Source organism: Gordonia alkanivorans NBRC 16433, assembly GCF_000225505.1.
Taxonomy (GTDB): Bacteria; Actinomycetota; Actinomycetes; order Mycobacteriales; family Mycobacteriaceae; genus Gordonia; species Gordonia alkanivorans.
Genome location: NZ_BACI01000055.1, coordinates 1 through 22,865 on the forward strand (window position 1 = coordinate 1; position 22,865 = coordinate 22,865).

Here is a 22,865-nt window from a genome sequence, read left to right on the forward strand (position 1 = left end):
GGTCATCGACGAGTCGCATGTGACCGTGCCGCAGATCGGCGGCATGTACGAGGGTGACATGTCCCGCAAGCGCAATCTCGTCGAATACGGCTTCCGGCTTCCGTCGGCGGTGGACAACCGCCCGCTGACCTGGGACGAGTTCGTCGACCGCATCGGTCAGACCGTCTATCTGTCGGCGACGCCCGGACCCTACGAGCTCGGTCAGTCGAACGGCGAGTTCGTCGAGCAGGTGATCCGCCCGACCGGCCTGGTCGACCCGCAGGTCGTGGTCAAACCGACCAAGGGGCAGATCGACGACCTGGTCCACGAGATCCGGCAGCGCACCGAACGCGACGAACGCGTCCTCGTCACGACGCTCACCAAGAAGATGGCCGAGGATCTCACCGACTATCTGTTGGAACTGGGCATCCGGGTGCGGTACCTGCACTCCGAGGTCGACACCCTGCGTCGTGTCGAGTTGCTGCGTCAGCTCCGGTCGGGTGACTACGACGTCCTCGTCGGCATCAACCTCCTCCGCGAGGGTCTCGACCTCCCGGAGGTATCGCTGGTCGCGATCCTCGACGCGGACAAGGAAGGATTCCTGCGCAGCACCACGTCGCTGATCCAGACGATCGGCCGTGCGGCCCGCAACGTGTCGGGTGAGGTGCACATGTACGCAGACAAGATCACCGACTCGATGCGCAACGCGATCGACGAGACGGAGCGCCGCCGCGAGAAGCAGATCGCCTACAACAAGGAACGCGGCATCGACCCGAAGCCGTTGCGCAAGAAGATCGCCGACATCCTCGACCAGGTGTACCGCGAGGCCGAGGACGAGGCCGTCGCGGTGGGCGGTTCGGGACGCAACGCGAGCCGCGGCCGCCGGGCGCAGGGTGAGGTGTCGAAGGCCGGCAGTGCGGGCGTGATCGAGAAGCGCGATGTCTCGGCGATGCCGCGCGCCGAGCTGGCCGACCTGGTGTCGCAGCTGACCGATCAGATGATGAGCGCGGCCCGGGACCTGCAGTTCGAGCTGGCGGGCCGCCTGCGCGACGAGATCGCCGACCTGAAGAAGGAGCTCCGCGGAATGGACGCGGCGGGCATCAAATAGGGCTGTGACCTGCAATCCCGCCGAAGACACAACAGCGCGACCATGTGCCGATCACCACGATCGGCGGACAGACACGCCGCGGCAAACTAATGTCCCGGTGAAAGAACCCTGCAATATGGGGGATGTAGGTGACGCCTCGCTGATGGGCAGCGAGGCGAATTCATGTCGGAGGTTGGGATGAGCGCATACGAGACCATCGTCGTCGGGACCGACGGCTCGGAGTCGTCGATGAAGGCGGTGGAACGTGCGGGGGCACTCGCGGGCGAAGGCGCGCAGTTGGTGATCGCGTGCGCATACTTCCCCAACGAGCGTGGCGCAGGGGAGGCTGCCGACATCCTCAAGGACGAGGCCTACCAGGTCACCGGCTCGACGCCGACCGAGGAGATCCTGCGGACCGCGAAGGAACGTGCGTCCAAGGCCGGAGCCGCCACCGTCGTGCAGCGCCCCGTCAAGGGTGCTCCGGTCGACGCGCTGCTCCAGCTCGTGAGCGACGTCAAGGCCGACCTCCTCGTCGTCGGTAACCGCGGCCTGAACTCGATCGCCGGGCGCCTGCTCGGATCGGTTCCGGCCGACGTGGCACGCAAGTCGGCATGTGACGTGCTGATCGTGCACACCACGGGTTAGTCACCCGCACACGAACGCAACGAGCGTCCCCGCCTCAGCGGGCGTCCGGGAAACCTCCGGCGCGCCCGAGGAGAGCGGGGACACTCTTTTCCAGGGACCTGCCCAGCCATTCCGCGGCCTCGATCAGGCCGTACATGTCGACGCCGGTCGTGACGTTCGACCGGTCCAGCGCATAGAGCAGGTCCTCCGACGCGATGTTGCCCGTCGCGGCCGGGGCGAACGGGCAACCGCCGAAACCGCCGATGGACGCGTCCAGAGCGCCGGCCCCGCATTCCAGGGCCGTCAGCGCATTGGCGTAGCCGGTGTTGCGGGTGTTGTGGAAATGCCAGCGCTGAGGGATGCCCGGTGCGTGTGCGGCCGCCAGGTCGGCGAGTGTGCGCACCTGTGCCGGGACGCCGACGCCGATGGTGTCGGCGAGGGCGATCTCGTCCGGTGCCGCGCCGTCGGTCAGGCGCGCGATGATCTCGCCGATCCACTCGGGGGCGACCTCCCCGGAGAACGGGCAGCCGAACGACACCGCGATGGTCACCGTCGTCCGTAGTCCGGCCTCGCGGGCATCATGTACGACGTCGATCGCCGCGGCGATGCCCTCGTCGACGCTGCAGCCCTGATTCCGCCGGCTGAACTCCTCGGTCGCGACAACCACCGCGTTGACCTCGTCGACGGCGGCGGTGAGGGCACGGTCGAGACCCCGGCGGTTGAGGACCAGACCGATGTAGGAGACGCCGTCGACGCGCGGAACCTGGGCCATGACCTCCTCGGCGCCGGCCATCTGCGGAACCCGCTTCGGATTGACGAAACTGACCGCCTCGACGCGTCGGACACCGGCGTCGACACTGCGCGAGATCAACTCGACCTTGTCGTCGACCGACAGGAGGGTCTGCTCGTTCTGGAGGCCGTCGCGGGGGCCGACCTCGACCAGTTGCACGCTCGTCATGCCCCCAATCTTGCCCGTCGCGGACACCTGGTGTGACGAGATTCCTTCCCTCGGGCAGATGTCGGTCGAACGACCGAATCCAAACCGCAACCCGACGTCTTCGGTGTGACGTGAGTTGCTCGTGTGTCTCTAAGGGACTGATGAGGTCCCACCTGCCACACCTGTGCGGCGCCGGATGTGACGAGGCTCTCAGACGTGAGATGCGCTGTATCACTTTCGATCTCAAAAGGGATGTAAAGCGTATGATTCGTGGCTGTTCGGCGAACGCCTCGGGGGACGGGTCAGCGGCGCCGTCGAACGACCAAATCGCCGACGACTGGTTCGGACGTGGAATGGATGAAGAATCACCCCTCGGTGAGGGGATCCCACAAGTTGGGTACGGGGAGGGGCGCCGGGAAGGGCGCAGCGAAGCTAGGGGGGTCGACCTGCTGGATCTCACCGCGGCTCAACGTGCCATGTGGTTCGCCGAGAACCTCGACGACGACCACTCGATCACCATCGCGCATTACCTGGACATCGTCGACGACGGACGTCCATTAGACCGAGAGCTGTTCCGCCGCGGCGTCATCGAGGGTTCGCGGGAACTCCAGACCGCCTACACCCGGATCGCCGAGGTCGACGGCACGCCGATGCAGTACATCGACGAGTCGCTGCCGTTCGACGTGGTGGAACTGGACCTGCGTGACCGGCCCGACCCGCTCGCCGCGGCCGAGGAGTGGATGCGTGCGGACCACGAGCGCCCGGTCGACCTGCTGAACGACCCGGTCGGTTTCGCCGCCTTCATCCGCGTGGCGGACGACCGTACCTACTGGTACATGCGCGGTCACCACATCGCCTTCGACGGTTATGGCGCGCTCGTCTGCCTGCACGAAGCGGTGGCGCGCTACAACGCAGCGGTCGCGGCCGAGACCCGCGTCCCACCGCGGCGGGCGACCCTTGCCGAGGTGGTCGCCGACGATGCCGCCTACCGCCAGAGCACGCGTCACGAGAAGGACCATGCGTTCTGGGCGGAACGCGCCGCCGGACTGCCCGAACGTGTGTCACTGGCCACCCATCCGGCCACCACCGGCATCCGAAACGAGACCGTGGTGGTCGCGGGGATGCTCGACGCCGACCTCGACAGCCGTCTGCGGCGCCGCGCCCGAGAGCTGGACGCTTCCGTCGCGGCGGTTCTCACCGCGGCGTTCGCCGCATTCCTGGCACGGATGTCCGGTGCCGACGACATCGTGCTGAGTCTGCCCGTCACGGCTCGCACCACCGCCCGGATCAAACAGTCGATGGGCATGGTCTCCAACATGCTGCCGTTGCGCGTCGACGGTGTGGGCGCGGCGACCTGTGCCGATGTCGTCGCCGCGGTCACCTCGGAGATCACCGCGGTTCTCCGCCATCAGCGGTACCGCTCCGAGGACATCCGTGCCGCAGCCGGATTCGGCGATGCGACCGGTACGTCCTTCGGTCCGCTGGTGAACCTCCTGCTCTTCGACAAGCCGATCGAGATCGACGGGGCCCACGTCAGCTATCACATGCTGTCCGCGGGCATGGTCGAGGACCTCGTGATGAACGTCTTCGCCGCAGGTCCCGACGCGCCGCTCGAGGTGGGTCTCCACGCCAACCCGGCCCTGTACGACCCCGAAGAGTTGCGCACCCATCGGGCGCGGCTGCTTCACGTTCTCGAGCAGTTCATCGAGGCCCCGGATCGTCCGGTGGCGGCACTGGACCTGCTCATCCCGGGTGAGCCGGCGGCGGTCGAGCGGCTCGGTGACGGCGGTCCGGCGGTCGGCGTCGCCGGCGAGCACATCCTGGCTCCCTTCGCACGACAGGTCGCCGCGACGCCGGATTCGACCGCGCTCGTCTTCAGGGACTCGCGCCTCACCTACCGCGAGATGTCGCTGGCGGTCGACGGATTCGCGCGTGTCCTCGCGGACGAGGGGGTCGTCGCGGGGGACCGGGTGATCGTCGCGCTCGATCGCTGCCTGGAACAGGTGTGCGCGATCTACGCGATCATCGGCGTCGGGGCGGTGTACGTACCCGTCGATCCGGCCGAGCCGGAGGAACGACGCCACGCCATTGCCACGATCGTCCGGCCTGCGCTCACCGTGGACGCACAGTTCCTCGCCGACCGTGGGATCGATGCGATCGACGCCGGGGCGGGTCCGGAGGACGAGGTACCACCGCGTCGCTCCCGTCCGTTGCCGCATCAGCCCGCGTACGTGATCTTCACGTCCGGCTCGACCGGTGTACCCAAGGGTGTCGAGGTCGACCACGCGGCGATCGAGCACCGCCTCGCGTGGATGCAGCGAGATCACCCGATCGGCGCCGACGACGCGGTGCTCTACAAGACCCCGGCGACCTTCGACGTGTCGGTGTGGGAGCTGCTGTGGCCCCTGCAGACCGGTGCGCGGATGGTCATCGCCGCACCGGATGGCCACCGGGACCCCGCCTACCTGCGGAACCTCATCGACGAGGCCGAGGTCACCGTCCTGCACTTCGTCCCGTCCATGCTCGACGCCTATCTCGACGTAGTGGGTCAGACCGAGGACGAGGCGGGTGCGCCGAAGTCGCTGCCCGACCGGGTGCGCTGGGTCTTCACCTCCGGCGAGGCACTGTCGGCGCGGCTGGCCCGTCGCCTGCGCCAGACCTCGTCGGCCGGTCTGGTCAATCTCTACGGCCCCACCGAGGCGGCGATCGACGTCACGTCCCATCTGGTGACCGCCGACGACACGGTTGTGCCCATCGGCCGACCCGTGGCCGGCACCGTCGTGCGGGTTCTGGATCGCCGCCTGCGGCCGGTCCCGGTCGGCGTGGCCGGCGAGCTGTGCCTCGTCGGTCCACAGCTGGCCAACGGCTATCTCGGTGCGACGGTGCAGACCGCCGCCCGCTTCGTGGCCGATCCGCTGGGTGAGCCCGGTGTCCGGATGTATCGGACCGGTGACCTGGTGCGGTGGACGCGGGACGGGGAACTCGAGTACCTGGGTCGCAGCGACCATCAGGTGAAGATCCGCGGGCAGCGAGTGGAGCTCGGCGAGGTCGAGTCGGTGATCGCCTCGATGCCCGGCGTCGACGCCGTGGTCGTCGTGGCGCGGCGAGACCTCGGACCGGCGCCCGTACTCGTGGCATACGTCCGCGGAACATCTGGTGTTCCCGATGCGGACGCCGTGCGCGCCTTCTGTCGCCGGCGGCTGCCCGGCCACATGGTGCCGCTCGCAGTGGTGTTCCTCGACACCTTCCCGACGAACCGCTCCGGAAAGCTCGACCAGTCGGCGCTGCCCGACCCCGACCTCTCGGCCAGGACCGCGGAGTTCCGTGAGGCGCGGACACCGGCGGAGAAGGCGATCGTCTCGATGGTCGCCGAGGCCCTGGGCCGGGAACGGGTCAGCCTGTCGGACAATCTCTTCGCCCTCGGCGCCGACTCACTCCTCGCAGCCCGCATGGTGTCCCGTGCCCGGATCGGACACGGTCTGACGATCGCCCTGACCGACGTCTTCGACAGTGACGACCTCGCCGACCTTGCTTCCCGCGCCGTCGTTGCGGACACCGTGCCGGAACCGCCGGAGCGTCGCCTTCCACCGCGCCCGGCGCGGATTCCGTTGTCCCAGGCGCAGACCCGGCTGTGGTTCATCAACCGCATGTCCCCGACCGAGTCGACCTACAACATGTCCGGTGCGCTTCGGCTCACCCATGCGGTGGATCCCGAGGTGCTCCATCGCGCGGCGCTCGACGTCCTCGACCGGCACGAGATCCTGCGTACCGTGTTCCCGGCGGTCGACGGCGAACCGGAACAGCGCATCCTCGACACCGCGACCGCGGGCGCCGTGTTCGACTCCGAACCGATCGATGTCGGTGAGTGGGGTCTCGATGCGGCGATCTCCGCGATCACCGAGGTGGGATTCGATCTCGCCGAGGAGATCCCGTTCCGCTTCCGCCTCCTCACCGGGGACCCTCGCGGCGACGTCGTGGTGCTCGTCCTTCACCACATCGCGGCCGACGGGCATTCGTTGCGGCCGCTGCTCCGGGACCTGATGACGGCCTACGAGAGCAGGCGCGCCGGGGAACAACCCGAGTTCACCCCGCTCCCGATGCAATACGCCGATGTCGCCGTCGAACGCGCCGAGGTCCTCGGAACCCCGGAACGGCCGTCGCCCGCGCTGGTCGAGGGACTCGAGTTCTGGCGCACCGAACTCCACGGCGCACCCGACCTTCTGCAACTGCCCACCGATCGCCCGCGCCCGCGGGTGATGTCCAGCGCGGGAGATCACCTCGACGTCACTCTGGACGCCGAGCTGTCGGCCGGGCTCCGCCGCCTCGCGACGACCCTCGCCGTCACGCCGTTCGCCGTCTTCCAGTCGGCTCTGGCCCTCACCCTCGGCAAGCTCGCCGTGGTGGACGACGTCAGCATCGGCACCGCGGTCGCCGGACGCGACGACCCGGCGGTTGCCGAACTGGTCGGCATGTTCGTCAACACCGTCGTCCTGCGCACCTCGCTGCGCCCGGACGACACCGTGCGGGATCTCGTGACCTCGGCGCATCGTCGTTGCGCGCGGGCGTTGAGTCACGCCGACGTCCCCTTCGAACGCGTCGTCGACGCCGTCGCGCCGCAACGGTCGCCGTCCCATTCGCCGCTGTTCCAGGTCGCCTTGAGCGTGCAGCCCGACCAGTTGACCGAGCTGTCGCAGTGGACGGGCTCGGCGGAACTGCTCGATGCGCGGGTGCCGGCGGCGAAGTACGACGTCACCGTCTCGGTGACCGAGCGCACTCACGACTACGAGGTCGAATTCGCCTATGCCACCGACCTGTTCGATGAGCAGACGATCCGCGACATGGCGAGCCGGTTGCGCCTGGTCCTGAGCCAGATGGTGTCGGCGCCCGACCGTTCCCTCGCCTCGATCGACCTGCTCGGGCCCGACGCGCTCCGCGCACTCGCCGCACCGTTTCGCGGCGCGCAGCAGGAGACGACCCTCGCCGAACTCATCGCACGGGGAATCGCGTCGGCAAATCCCTCCGCCGTCGCCCTGATGGGTGACGCCCGGGCCGGTACCGGGCGACTCACCTGGGCAGAGGTGGCGACCGCGACCCACCAGTTGGCCCGCCTCCTCGCCGACCGCGGCATCGGTCCGGGAGATGTGGTCGCCGTCAGCATTCCACGATCCCCACGGATGGTCCTCACCATGCTCGGCGTGGCGATGAGTGGCGCCGCCTTCGTCATCATCGACGCGCGGCTGCCGGTGCGCCGCCGAGCTGCGATGCTGGCCGACAGCGGCGCCGCACTCGTGATCACCGTCGACTCGGTGGTGGTCGCCGACCGTGCCGCCGACCCGGATGCCGCACCGCAGCAGCGTGACCTCGGTGTCGAGGAGTGGCTGCTCGACGACCTCGAGGTGGAGCTGAACCTCGCAGGACGCCGCGACCATCCGGTCACCGACGCGGACCGAACCCGAGGCGCTCGCGTCGACGATCTCGCATACCTGCTCTTCACCTCCGGATCGACCGGACGTCCGAAGGCGGCGGCGGTCACCCACGCGGGCCTCGCGGAGATGGTCGCCGAGCAGCAGACCCGACTCGGTGTGACCCGTGCGTCCCGCGTACTGCAGCTCGCCGCACCGGGGTTCGACGTCGCGGTCTGGGAGATCATCCTCGCGATCTGTGCGGGCGCGGAACTGGTGATCAGTCCGCCCGATGTGTTCGCCGGCCCCGAACTCGCCGACGTCATCACCCGGCACCGGGTCACGCACGCCTGCGCCACTCCGACGGCGCTCGCCACGATCGATCCGGCGGAGATCCCCGGCGTCGAGACGATGATGGTGGCGGGGGAGGACTGCCCGCCGGAACTCGTCGAGCGATGGGACGCCGATGGCAGACCGCTGCTCAACCTGTACGGTCCCACCGAGACCACGATCTGGGTGACGCTCTCCCCGCCGCTGCGCGCGACGGCGCCGGTGACCATCGGCCGGCCTATCTCCGGCGTCGGGGCACGGGTTCTCGACGCGGGACTGCGCCCGGTGCCGTCCGGCGTCGTGGGCGAACTCTATCTCGCCGGGCGGGCGCTCGGACGCGGGTACCACGGACGGGCGGGACTGACTGCGGGCCGGTTCGTCGCCGACCCCTTCGGGGCCGGCACCCGGATGTACCGCACCGGCGATCTCGTCTCGTGGACAGCCGACGGCCAGTTGATCTACCACGGCCGCAACGACTTCCAGATCAAGATCCGCGGCATGCGGGTCGAGCCGGGGGAGGTCGACGCCGTTCTGGTCACCCACCCCGACGTCGAGCACTCGGTGAGTGTCGGGATGCCGACGCCGGCGGGCGACACGGTCCTGGTCTCCTATGTGACGGGGGTGCCGGGACGCAACCCCGCCCCCGAACAGATCGTCGACCATGCGGTAGCCCATCTGCCGGCGCACCTCGTCCCGCACACCGTCCAGGTGCTCGACGAGTTCCCGGTGACCCGGACCGGCAAGGTCGACCGGCGCGCGCTGCCGGCCGTCGAGATCTCGCCCGCACGCGAATACGTCGCTCCCCGCAGCCGTCTCGAGGCGGCCGTGGCGCAGATCTTCGCCGACGTGCTCGGACTCCAGACGGTCAGTGTGCACGACGGATTCTTCGAACTGGGCGGCAGTTCGCTGTCGGCGACCAAGGTGACCTATCGGGTGGAGCAGCACATCGACCGGCGGGTCCCGCTGGCGCTGCTGTTCGAGAACCCGACGGTGGCGAGCTTCGTCGCCGCACTGAGCACGGTCGAATCCACCGGCGCGGGCAGGGTTCTGACACCCCGGGAGCGGCCGCACATGGTCGACCTGACCGGTGTCCAACGCGGACTCTGGTCGCTCAACCAGATCGATCCGGCATCGTCGGCGTACAACGTGGGGCTCACCCTCGAACTCGACGGCCCACTCGACGTCTCGGCCCTGACCGGGGCGCTCGGCGACGTGGTCGCCCGCCACGAGTCCCTCCGGACGCGCTACCCGTTGCACGAGGGGCGTCCGGTGCAGGTCATCATCCCGGCCGCCGATGCCCTGCGCGGCTTCCGGGTGGCCCTCGTCGACACCACCCCGGACCGCGTCGAGGAGGAGATCGCCGCCGTCGTCGAACCGGGCTTCGATCTGACCGGCCCCAACGCGGTCCGTGCTGCGATCCTCCGGCTCGCCGCCGACCGTCACCTCCTCGTCTTCGTGGTGCACCACATCAACGCCGACGGCGGTTCGTTGCGGCCGCTGGCCCGCGACCTCACCACCGCCTACCGCGCCCGGATCGATGGGCAGGCGGGTCCCTGGACCGCGGTCGTGAACCCGGTGCGGGTGCAGTACGCCGACTACGCGATCTGGCACGCCGAGCGACTGTCGTCCGAGGCGTCCGGCGGAATCACCGAGGAGCAGGCCCAGCTGGAGTACTGGGAGCAACGCCTCGGGACGGTCCGTGAACCCGCCGTGATCCCGACGGACCGGCCGCGTCCCGTGGAACCCCGGCACCGCGGAGACGTGGTCGACGTGAGTGTCCCGCCGGAGACCGCGACGGTGCTCAAACACCTTGCGCGCGTGAACAACACGACGCAGTTCGTGGTGATGCACGCAGCGCTCGCCGTGTTGATCGGCCGGCTTTCCGGCCGCGAGGACGTCGTGATCGGCACGCCGTTCGCGGGCCGCGACGATCCCGCTCTCGCCGACATGGTCGGCATGCTCGCGACCACGGTGCCGCTGCGTACCCGTCTGCGTCTCGACGAACCGTTCGACGAGCTGCTGCGACGCGTACGGACCGAGGACGTCACCGACCTCGCCCACGCCGACGTCGCCTTCGACCAGATCGTCGACCACCTGAACCGCGTCGGGAAGGGACCGGCTCGCCGGGGCCGGCACAACCCGCTGTTCTCGGTCATGCTCTCGTACCAGAACCTCGACATCCCCGCGATGAGCCTCGACGGTCTGTCCGTTCGTCTGCGACCGTCGTCGTCTCTGGCGGCCAAGGTCGACCTCGAGATCATGGTGTACCCCGACGACCTCGACGGGGTGGACCGGGGTGGTGCGCTCGGTGGCCAGATCGCCTACGACACCGACCTCTTCGACCGTGCCGGAGCCGAACGGATCGCGGAGCGGTACCAGAACCTGCTCATCGACATCGCCGCCCGGCCGGGGACGCCGGTGGGCGACCTGTCGATCTGGGCCGACGGGCAGTCGGCCGAGATCGTCGACGCCGAGCAGCCGCTGCACGAACTCGTGTCCACGGTCGCGGCGACGGCGCCGGATGCGGTGATCGGCATCCCCGGGGCACCCTCGGTCACGTTCGCCGATCTCGAGGCCACCTCGGTGGCCATGGCGTTCTCCGTGCCGGACGAGGACCCGTCGGAGGCCTTGACGGTCGCGGTCACCACGCTCCTCGCCGACGCCGACCGGACCATCGACGAGGTGTTCGCGTGCGTCCGCACCGCGGCGACGACCGCCCTGTCCGGGCGCGTCGACGCAGTGCCCGGTGACGCAATCCCCGGTGAACCACGACGGAACCGGGTGGAGCCCGCGTGACGTCGGACACCTCGGTTTCGCGCAGCGTCGGGGCGCGCACGTCCGCGGGGTCCACACAGCCGACGGCGCTGCGCAGGCTCACCTTCGCCGCGACCCACGCCGCCGACGCCGAGGCGATGGTCGGGGCCAACGGGCCGGTGACGTTCCGCGAGTTCCACCGCCGGGTGACGGTCGCGGCGACCACCCTGGCCGCGCGTGGCGTCGACCCGACCCCGGCGGTACGCGCGACGGTCACCGCGCTGTTGCCGCGGACGGGAAGGACCCCGGCACAACTGGCGGCGACCGCCGGGGAGGTCCTCGCCGACCTGGACCGCCGGATCGACCATGTGCTCGGCACAGGCGACGTCGAGTCGCTCCCGGGCCTTTTCCGGGTGTCGGCGCACCGGCGTCCCGACGCCGCGGCGCTCACCGATCTCGACGGCGCGACGATCACCTACCGCGACCTCGACGACCGGACCGAGCGGCTGGCGCGTGCGCTCGCCGCGGCCGGCGCCGGGCCGGAAACCCTGGTGGGCGTGGCGATGCCGAGGTCGGCCGATCTCGTCGTCGCACTGCTAGCGGTACTCAAGACCGGTGCGGCGTACCTGCCGCTCGACCGGACACATCCCATCGCGCGGTTGCGCACCATCGTCGACGACGCCGCGCCGGTGCTCGTCCTCGCCGACCCCGACACCTCGGCCGCGTGGACGGACATGCCCGCTCGCATCTCGACACCCGACGAGCTGCTTTCCTGGGCCGAACCGCTCCCGGCAGCACGTCTTCCCGACCGCGTCGGGGCCCATTCGAGTGCTTACGTCATGTACACCTCCGGTTCGACGGGTGTACCCAAGGGCGTCGTGGTCACCCACGACAACGTGATCTCCCTGGTCGTCGCGCTCGACGCCCTGGTCGAGAGCACTCCCGACGACGTGTGGTCGATGTTCCACTCCTACGCCTTCGACGTGTCGGTGGGGGAGATCTGGGCGGCTCTGCTCGCCGGGGGGCGTCTCGTCGTGCTCGACCACGCCACCACCCGTGCCCCGGACGACGTGGTCGAGGTGTTCGACCGCGAGGGCGTCACGATCGTCAACTTCACCCCCTCGTCCTTCTACCAGTTCGCGGCGGCGGTACGGCCGCCCCACGGCTCGGCGCTCCCGGAATCGGTTCGACGCCTCCACTTCTCGGGGGAGCTGCTCGACTACGAGCACGTGCGCAAGTGGCAGGCCGACCGGACCGCCGACGGTTCGCCGACCAGACCGGGGGCAGACGTCCCCGGTCCTCAGCTCAACAACATGTACGGGCCGACCGAGACGACCGTCTACATGACGAGACGCGAGCTGACCCGCGGATTCGTCGACGCAGCAACGGCTTCCGACATCGGTGGGCCGCTACTGGGTTCCCGAGTGCATGTCCTCGACGGCCGGCTCGCGCCGCTGCCCGACGGTGTGCCCGGCGAACTGTACGTCTCGGGCCTCCAGGTCACCCGGGGCTTCCTGCGACGCCACGGTCTGACGGCGACACGCTACGTCGCCGACCCGTTCGGTCCGCCGGGCAGTCGGATGTACCGGACCGGTGACGTCGGTGTCGCCCGCAACGGATCGATCGAATTCGTCGGCCGCCGCGACGGACAGGTGAAGCTGCGCGGTTTCCGCATCGAACTCGGCGAGGTCGAGTCGGCGATGTCCGCGATCGACGGCATCGACGCGGCCGGCGCCGACATCCGGATGCGCGGCCACACCGAGCATCTCGTCGGCTACCTCGTTCCCACGGCCGGCAGAGCCCCGGACGAGGCGACCGTCCGGGACCGGCTCGCTGCCGCGCTGCCGGAGTACATGGTGCCGACCCTGTTCGTGTGGCTCGACGCGCTGCCGCTCACGGTCAACGGCAAGCTCGACCGCGCGGTCCTGCCCGAACCGGACACCACCGACGACACCGGAACCCACGAACCACCGGCCACACCCACCGAGGAACGGCTCGCCGCCCTCCTCGCGGAGATCCTCGGCGAGACCGAGATCAGTGTCACCGCATCACTGTTCGACCTCGGCGGCAACTCGCTCACCGCGACTCGCGTCGCCGCACGCGCCGCCGAGGACTTCGGGACCACGGTGGCGGCACGCGATCTGTTCACGACCCCCACGGTCCGCGCACTCGCCGCGGCGATCGACACGCGTCTCGCCGAGGGCGACCGGCAGGAGTCCACGCGACCGCCGTTGCGTCCGGTGGAACGGACCGGTCCGCTTCCGCTGTCGCCTGCCCAGCGACGGATCTGGTTCCTGGAGACCATGAACCCGGGCGGACCGGCCTATCTCATCCCGGCCGTCTTGCGCCTGCGCGGGCGAACCACCGCCGATCTGCCCGGCCCACGCCTGGAACCGGCTTCGGTGGCCGCGGCGCTCGATGACCTGATCGCCCGCCATGAAACGTTGCGCACGCGGTTCGTCGCCGTCGACGGCGTTCCGCAGCAGATCGTCGACGATCCCGACACCGCCCGGCACGACGCGCGGGTGGATCCGCCGATCGACATGCGCGGCTCCGGGTCTGCCGGGGTGACCGCGACCGTCGCCGACATCGTCACGCGCGGCTTCGACCTCGAGCGGGGAGCACCGGTGCGCGCGCGCCTCATCCGGGTCGCCGACGACGAGTGGGTGCTCGTCCTGGTCGTCCATCACATCATCGGCGACGGTGGGTCGATGGCGCCGCTGGTGGCCGATTTCGTCGAGGCCTACCAGGCGCGGCAGTCCGGTCATGCGCCCGAATGGTCCCCGCTGCCGGTGCATTACGCCGACTATGCGGTGTGGCATCACGAGATCCTCGGTGATCTCACCGACCCCGAGTCGCTTGCAGCACGCCAACTTGGTTACTGGAGAACGCAACTCGCCGACGCCCCGGAACTCACCGATCTGCCGCTGGATCGCCCGCGGGCGGCTCTGCGCGAGGAGAGCGGTGCGGAACTGTCGACGGTGATCGATGCGTCGACCTGGTCACGCCTGCGCGAACTCGCCGACCGGCACGACGCGACCATGTTCATGTGCGTGCACGCGCTTCTCGCGGTCACCCTCCTGCGGTCGGGAAGCAGCACCGATCTGGTGATCGGCACACCGGTGGAGGGGCGCGGCGACCGTCGGCTCGACGGCCTCATCGGGATGTTCGTGAACACCCTCGCGCTGCGCACGCCCCTGCGCCGCGATGCGGACTTCGCCACGGTCCTCGCGGCCTGCCGCGAGACCGACATCGCCGCACTCGATCACGCCGACCTGCCCTTCGAGACGGTCGTGGAGGAGGTGACGACCGCCCGCAGCACCGCACACCCGCCGCTGTTCCAGGTGGCGCTCGCCTTCCAGAACACCGACCGGCCGAGGGTCGAACTCCCCGGTCTGGTCGTCTCCGAACTCGAGGCCCCGGTCACCAGCGCCAAGGTCGACCTGCAGGTGACCGTTGTCGACCCGCCCGGTCGACCCCGCGACGAGGACACCCCGGTCGTGATCACCTATGCGACGGCGCTGTTCGACCCCGACACCGTCGCCGATCTGGCGCGTCGTCTGCTGTCCATCGCGCATGCGGTCGTCGAATCGCCGCAGACCCCGATCGGTGACCTCCCGACCGGGGAGCCCGACGACGCCCCGGCTCTCCTGAGCTCACCGGCCCTGGCCGAGAAGAAGGTCACGCTGCCCGGGCTGTTCGACGCCGCGGCGGCCCGCAACCCCGACGGTGTCGCGGTCACCGACGGTGACACCACGCTGACCTACGCCGAACTCGACATCGCCACACGACTGGTCGCCGCGGAACTGCGGTCGCGGGGCGCACGACCGGGCGCGGTGATCGCGCTGGCCGTGCCGCGATCGTTGTTAGGCACGGTGGCCTTCTGGGCCATCGTCCGCACCGGCGCCGCGGTCGGTCTCATCGACCCGTCGCAGCCCGCCGAACGCATCCGCTACATGACCGGCACGCTGGCCGCGACGCTCGGCGTCACGAGTTCGGCGCCCGGTGCGCCGGGCTCCTCGGACGCACGGGCCGAGGCCGACGACGGCACGACCTGGCTCCTCGTCGACGACCTCGTCGACCTGACCGATCCCACCCGGTGGGCATCGCAGCCGGTTGCCCTCGACAACCCGGTGCCCGACGATCGGATCGACGACACCGCCTACATCATCTTCACCTCGGGCTCGACCGGGCGACCCAAGGGCGTCGCGGTCTCGCACCGCGGGCTCGCGGATCTGGTCGCCGACGCCCGGTCCCGATTCGACCTGAGCCCGGAGTCACGGGTACTGCGTTTTGCCGCACCGGGATTCGACGCCTCGGTGTTCGAGACCCTCGTCGCGGTTGCCGGGGCCTCGACGATGGTCGTGGTGCCGCCGGGGGTCACCGGCGGCCGCGAACTGGCGTCGGTCATCGCCGACGAGTCCGTCTCGCACCTGACGATCACGCCGAGTGCGCTGGCCACGGTGCCCGCCGCCGAGATGTTCCCCGACCTCCGGGTGGTGTGCGTCGCCGGCGACGCCTGCTCACCCGAGCTCGTCCGCGCCTGGTCGGACGGGCGTGCGATGTACAACCTCTACGGGCCCACCGAGGCGACGATCTGGTCGACCGCCTCCGCCGCGATGCGTCCGGGACAACCCGTCACCATCGGCGGACCCATCGCGGGTGTGGGTGTACTCGTCCTCGACGCGCGACTCCATCCGGTCCCGCCCGGCGTCGCGGGCGAGCTGTATCTCGTCGGCCCGGCGCTGGCCGTCGGCTACCTGAACCAGACCGCGCTGACCGCCGAGCGGTTCGTCGCCGCACCGTTCGGGCGGCCGGGTGAGCGGATGTACCGGACCGGTGACCTCGTCCGCCGGCGCCGCCGGGACGGCCGATGGGAACTCGACTTCCTCGGCCGCAGCGACTTCCAGGTGAAGATCCGCGGATTCCGGATCGAGACGGGCGAGATCGACGCCGTCCTGGAAAGCTCTGCCGCGGTCGACTTCTCGACCACCGCCGGCATCGCGCACCCGACGTCGGGTGAGACCGTGCTGGTGTCCTGGGTCCACGGCAGCGACGGCGCGGCCGTCGACGTGCCGGCGCTGACCGCCCATGCGGCCCGGCATCTGCCTGCGCACATGGTGCCGACCGCGATCGTCCCGCTCGACGAGATCCCCCTCGCGGCGACCGGCAAACTCGACCGCGCCGCACTGCCGGCACCCGAGTTCTCGAGTGGCGTCCACCTCGAACCGCGCACCGACACCGAACGCGCGGTCGCGGCGGTCTTCGCCGAGGTCCTCGGCATGGAGGGCGCGGCCGGCGGCCCGGGCGTCTCGGCGCTCGACTCGTTCTTCGATCTCGGCGGTACGTCGCTGTCCGCGACCCGAGTGGTCGCCCGCCTCGGCGCGGAGTTCGGTGTCGAGATCGGGGTGCGGGTGATCTTCGAGGCCCCGACCGTCGAGGCCCTCGCGACGCTGCTCGACACCGGCGGGATCGATGGTCGCGCAACCGGTCCCGTGCCCGGCGTGATGGCGCGACCCGAACCGGTCCCGTTGTCCTACGCCCAGCGGCGGATGTGGTTCCTCAACCAGTTCGACCCGGGCTCTGCCGCATATGTGATCCCCATCGTCGTGCGACTGCACGGCGACCTCGACGTGGACGCGATGCACGAGGCGATCAACGACGTGGCCGAGCGGCACGAAGTGCTCCGCACGATCTATCCCACCGATCCGGAAGCAACAGACGCAGCCGAACCCATCCAGGTGGTGCGCAAGTCTCACCCCGGCCTGGTCCCGGTCGGACACACCGTCATCTCCGGGATCGCGCCGGACAGCCTGGTCGCCGAGGAGATCACCGCCACGATCTCACAACCGTTCGACGTGACCCGCGATCTCCCTCTGCGTGCGCGGATCCTCAGCTCCACGGACACCGACCACGTGCTCGTGATCGCGCTCCACCACATCGCCGCCGACGGCGAGTCGGCGCCGATCCTCGCCCGCGAGGTGGTCGAGGCCTACGACGCACGCCGCTCCGGCCGGGCACCACGCTGGACGCCGCTGACCCTCCAGTACGCGGATTACGCGGTGTGGCAACGGCATCGCCTGGGGGAGCCGGCCGACCCGGACTCGGAGATGTCACGCCAGCTGTCCTACTGGAGGCAGCAGCTCCGCGGGCTGCCGGACGTGCTGCCGCTGCCCCTGGACCGGCCGCGCACCCTCAGACCCGATGCCAGGGCGGCGACCGTGCGGTGGTCGTTGCCGGCGACCGTGGTGGCCGGTCTTCGACGCCGCGCCTCCGAACAGCGCGCGACGCTGTTCATGGTCCTGCACACCGCGGTGGCGGCCGTACTCGCGCGGTTGACGTCGACCGCCGAGATCGCGGTCGCGACACCGGTGGCGGGGCGCGGACACCGCGTTCTCGACGAGCTGATCGGTATGTTCGTCAACACCGTCGTGTTGCGCGTCGACGTGGACCCGCAGCTCACCGGCGGGGCCCTCCTCGACCGGGTCAAGCTGGCCGACGTGGCCGCCTTCGATCACGCAGAGGTGCCGTTCGAGCGCGTCGTCGACGCCGTCGATCCGCCGCGCACGGAGAACGTCGAGCCGTTGGCACAGGTGATGCTGGTGCACACCGCCGGTGCCGAACCGGTGATGGCCGGCGTGACCATGGGCGACCTGGCCGCCGAGTTCGTCGAGATCGATGACACCACCGCGAAATTCGACCTCACCATCGGTTCCCGGGAGGGTGTCGACGGGACGCTCGCCGGGTCGATCACGTACGCCACCGCTCTGTTCGACCAGGAGACCGCGGAGACGATCTCCGCCGCGCTGGAGTCCACCCTCACCGTTCTGGCCGACGACCTCGACGTGCCGGTCGCGGACATCCCGCTGCTCACCGAGGCTCAGCAACAAGCCCAGTACGAGCTCGGACTCGGCCGCATCGTGACCCTGCTGCCGGAGACACTGGCGGATGCCGTGGTCGCCGGGTCCCGGATCTCACCGGACGCGGTCGCGTTGCGCTGCGCCGGCCGGTCGATCACCCATCGGGAGTTCGCCGCCCGGGTGGCGGTGGTCGCGCGAGAGCTGATCGCCGCCGGCGTCGGCCCGGAAGACAGTGTCGCCGTGTGTATACCGCGATCGGTCGAACTGGTGGTCGCGATCCACGCGGTCCTCGCCGCGGGCGGCCAGTACGTCCCGGTGGCCACCGATGCGCCGGTGGACCGGGTGCGCTACATGATCGACACCGCGTGAGCGGACATCGGTCTCGTCGCACCCGGCGCGGCAGGCCCTGATGAAGCGGACGGTACGACGATCGGCGGCGTCGTGAACCGGGTGATCGTCGTCGATTCCACCAACCCGGTGGATCTCGACACCACCCCGGTCACCGACGCCGAACGGCGGGCGCCGCTCCTGGCCGACCACGCCGCCTACACCCTGTTCACCTCCGGGTCCACCGGCCGGCCCAAGGGCGTGACCGTGACCCACCGGGCCGTGATGAACCGATTGCTTTGGGGCATCCAGGAATTCGGCATCGGCCCTGACGACGCGGTCCTGTTGAAGACGCCGGCGACCTTCGACGTGTCGGTGCCCGAGCTCTTCACCCCGCCGATCACCGGCGCCCGGATGGTCATCGCACCCGACGATGCACACCTCGACCCACACGCCATCGCCCGGCTGATAGACGACGAGCAGGTCTCCACCGTGCACTTCGTCCCGTCGTTGCTGACGGTCTTCGTCGAGGTCCTCGACCACACGGGGGGCGGGGTGCCGCGGAGCCTGCGACACCTCTACTGCTCGGGCGAGGCGCTGGCGCCGGCCACCCTCGCCGCGGTGCGCGCCGTCCTGCCCCGGGTGCGGGTCCACAATCTCTTCGGTCCGACCGAGGCCGCGGTGGAGGTCACCGCCGCCACCCTCGGCGATCACCGCGAGGTGGTGCCGATGGGCCGGCCGATCTGGAACACGCAGAGCCTCGTCCTCGACGACCGTCTACGGCCGGTACCGACCGGCGTCGCCGGCGAACTGTATCTCGGCGGTGTCCAGCTGGCCCGGGGGTATGCCGGGCGCGCCGATCTGACCGCGGACCGTTTCGTCGCCGACCCGTTCGGGCGAGGGGACAGGCTCTACCGCACCGGGGACCTGGTCCGCCGCAACCGCTCCGGCGAGCTGGAGTACCTGGGCCGCAGCGACTTCCAGGTGAAGCTCCGCGGCCAGCGGATCGAGTTGGGCGAGATCGAGTCCGTGCTCGCGACCGTCTCCGGGGTACGGCAGGCCGCGGTGACCCTGGCGCGGTCCCCGGGCGGCGCGGAGCATCTCGTCGGGTACCTGATCGGACCCGAGAGCGCCGACAGCGTCCGCCGTGCGCGGGAGGCGGTGGCGGCTTCGCTGCCCGCCTACATGCGGCCCACGCTGTGGGTCACGCTGCCCGATGCGCCGCTCAGTAGCGCCGGAAAGCTCGACCGGAAGGCGCTTCCCGCGCCGCTTTTCGACATGCTGGTGCACACCGGGTCCGATGCGGAGCCGGTGACGGACACCGAACGCGTCGTCGCCGGGATCGTCGCCGCCGTCCTCGGTGTCGAACAGGTCCCGATGACCAGTTCGTTCTTCGCTCTCGGCGGCGATTCGATCGCGTCGATCCGCCTGACCTCGATGCTGCGGGCCGCCGGTTTCGGTCTCACCCCGCGTGACGTGTTCGGCGCCGCGACGATCCGCGACCTCGCGCAGCTGTCCCGGCATGAACCCGACGCGGTGCTCGACGAGCTGTCCGGCGGCGGCATCGGACCGGTCGCGTCGACGCCGGGCGTGGCGTGGATGCTCGACCTCGCCGATGGGCTCGACGACATCGCCGACTTCTCGCAGAGCACGGTGCTGACCCTGCCGGCCGACATCGACGAAGACGCCCTGCGCGCCGTGACCGCTGCGGTGGTGGCAGCGCACCCGATGCTCACCGCGTCGTTGCAGATCGGCGAGGACGGCGATCCCGTCGTGATCGCCGGAGCCGGAAGCGCCCACGACGTCCTGGTCGAGATCCTCGACCCGGTGCGGCCGGCCACCGGTTCTGCGGCAGCCACTCTCGGTGAGGCGGTGCGAGAGGCGCATCGACGTGCTCTCGGCGCCCTCTCACCCGAACGGGGACGACTCGTCGCGGCCGTGGGAGTGCGGGTCGCCGACGGCCGGGACACGGTCGGCCGGTTGGTGATCGCGATCCATCACCTCGGCGTCGACGCGGTGTCGTGGCCGACCATCGTGTCCGGCCTGGCCCGCGCCTGGTGGCAGTACCGCAGCGGCGACCAGCCGCAGGTCACCGCCCACGGGACGTCTTTCCGCCGGTGGGCGCAGGTGTTGTCCGAACTCGCCGACCGCGAGCACGAGATCGACTGGTGGACCGAACAGCTGCCACCGTCGTCCGACTCGGTGCTCGATCCCGTCCGAGATCGGTTGCGAACCACCGTCTCCACGACCCACGTCGTCGGACCCGATCGCACCGAGTCCGTGCTGGGTCGGGTCGCGGATGCGTTCGGCGCCCGCGCCGACACCGTTGTCGCCGCGGCCCTCGCCTACGCCCTCGCCACCGGGACGGCCGCCGGTCGACTCGGGTACGACGCCCGCACGGTGTCGGTGCTCCTGGAGAACCATGGGCGCGAGGAGTCCGTCGCCCCGGGCGCCGACCTGAGCGAGACCGTCGGCTGGTTCACCTCCTTCGTCCCGGTCGGCGTCGAGATCCCCGAGACCGGGACCTCACCCGGACGCGACCTGGCGACGATCCTCAAGTCCCTCAAGGACCGGCAGAAACGCATGCCCGACAACGGCATCGCGTTCGGTCCGCTGCGCTGGTCACGGCCTGGGTCGCCCCTCCGTGACCGCCCGTTACCGCCGGTGACCGTCAATTACCTGGGGAGTCTGGCCGGTTCGGAGGACGACGCCGACACGACGGCCACCGAGTTCCTTCCGGTCGGCGACGCGCCGGTGCTCCCGCCGTCGGTGACCGGCGACATGGCGGCTCTCGCCGCGCTCACCGCAACCATGGGGACGGTGCCGTCCCCGCGCGGGCGCTCGTTGCGACTGGATCTCTCGGCGCCCGAAGCGGTACTCGGTCGCGACGTCCTCGACGACATCGCCTCTCGATGGGATGCCGCACTGTCCTCGCTGACCGCATACGTGGAATCGGTGGGGGACCCGGGGCCCAGCGAGACCGACGTCATCGGCGGGGGAGTCTCGCAGACCGAGATCGACGATCTGGTCGAGAGGTACTCGGCGGGTCGTTCCCACACCGCGCCGGCGATCTGGCCGCCGACCCCGCTGCAACAGGGGTTGATCTACGAGGCCGAACGACTCGCCGGTACCCCTGAGTTCGACGGCCCTGGGTTCGACGGCGCCGGGCATCCGACCGACCCCTATGTCACACAATCGATCATCGAGTTCGCCGGTGAGCACGCGCCGACCGCGTTGCTTCCGGCGGTCCGCGAACTGCTGGCGCGCCAACGGGTCCTGCGGTCCGCGTTCACCCGGACCGGGTCGGGCCGACCCGTCGTCGTGATCCCGCCGGCGGATCACGCGGTGGTGACGGACCCCGACTTCCGCGGCATCGACCTCACGGCAGCAGAGCTCGCGGATGCGGCGGATCGCATCGCCGAACTCGCCGAAGAGGATCGCACCAGGCCGTTCCACCTCGATTCGCCGCCGCTGATCAGGTTCACCGCCGTCGCGCACCACAGCATCGCCGGTCCCGCACACACCGTCGTGATCACCGCGCACCACATCATCCTCGACGGGTGGTCCGGGCCGATCCTCGTCGCCGATCTCCTCGCCGCACATCTCGGCCGTCCCGCGGTCACCCCGGCCACCGACATGGAGTCCTACCTCGAGTGGCTGGATCGCCGAGATCGTGCCGCTGCCCTCACTGCGTGGCAGAACACTCTCGCCGACGTCACGCCCACCGTGGTCGCGCCCCACCACGCCGCCCGCGCCCGCCAGGAGGAGCGCCGTCCGTACGAGATCGCCGCGCGCCTGGACGCCGCCGGCCGTGCCCGGCTGGAGGAACGGGTCCGGCAACTCGGCAGCACCACGAGCACCGCACTCCACGCGGCCTGGTCGATCCTGCTGTCGCGACTGACCGGAGAACAACGCGTCGTCTTCGGCGAGACGGTGTCGGGTCGGCCGGCCGACCTCGACGGGGCCGACGCCATGATCGGTCTCTTCATCAACACGGTGCCCGTCGTCGCGGACGTCGACCCGAACCGGACGGTCGCCGATCTGGTGACGACGCTCCACGCTTCCCGTACCGGGCTCGTCGACCACCAGTTCCTCGGTCTGGGCGAGATCACCCGCGCCTCCGGGCATCCCGCGCTCTTCGACACCCTGGTCGTCTACGAGTCCTATCCAGTCGACACGGGAACCGTGCTGGAGGGATCGCGCACGTCAGGGCTCGAGATCCGCGACGTGACCACCTCGGACGCGACCCACTATCCGCTGGCGCTCATCGCCGCCCCGGACGCCGACGAGCTGTCGCTCACTGTGAAGGCCAATCTGACCGCCGTCGACGCCGAGGTCGCCGAGGTGATCGCGGCATCGCTGGTCGATCTCCTGCAGTTGCTCGCCGACGACCCCGACACGCCCGTTGCGGCGCTCGACCCGATGCCCGCGGAGATGCGCGGCACGGTCGAGACGTGGTCGCGGGGTGCGGTGGTGGAGTTGGGGTGGGGTGGTCGTTCGGTGGGTTCGGTGGTGGCTGAGCGGGTGGGGTTGTCGGGGTCGCAGGTGGCGGTGTGGTGTGGGGA

The 22,865-nt window shown here is 70.1% G+C and carries 4 protein-coding genes and 1 pseudogene; 4 read left to right on the forward strand and 1 reads right to left on the reverse strand.

Annotated elements, in window-relative coordinates; all coding sequences use genetic code 11:
- Both GOALK_RS10025 and GOALK_RS10030 read left to right on the forward strand, forming a co-directional pair.
- Positions 1–1,087 (forward strand): helicase-related protein (locus GOALK_RS10025; protein ID WP_006358694.1); only part of this gene is annotated, 1,087 nt, incomplete at its 5' end.
- Between the two features lie 177 nt (positions 1,088–1,264).
- On the forward strand, positions 1,265–1,711 hold the full coding sequence (locus GOALK_RS10030) for a universal stress protein (RefSeq protein ID WP_006358695.1): 447 nt from the start codon (positions 1,265–1,267) through the stop codon (positions 1,709–1,711).
- Between the two features lie 34 nt (positions 1,712–1,745).
- Here GOALK_RS10030 and GOALK_RS10035 read toward each other — a convergent pair whose 3' ends face one another.
- Complete coding sequence (locus GOALK_RS10035) at positions 1,746–2,648, reverse strand: hydroxymethylglutaryl-CoA lyase (RefSeq protein WP_040004106.1); 903 nt, start codon at positions 2,646–2,648, stop codon at positions 1,746–1,748.
- Positions 2,649–2,980: 332 nt separating this feature from the next.
- On the opposite strand from GOALK_RS10035, the gene GOALK_RS10040 reads away from it, so the two are divergent.
- Both GOALK_RS10040 and GOALK_RS10045 read left to right on the forward strand, forming a co-directional pair.
- A complete protein-coding gene (locus tag GOALK_RS10040; RefSeq protein ID WP_006358697.1) occupies positions 2,981–11,155 on the forward strand; it encodes a non-ribosomal peptide synthetase in 8,175 nt (2,724 codons plus the stop codon).
- A 116-nt stretch (positions 11,156–11,271) separates the two neighbouring features.
- Positions 11,272–22,865 (forward strand): annotated as a pseudogene (locus GOALK_RS10045) (amino acid adenylation domain-containing protein); the annotation flags it as partial.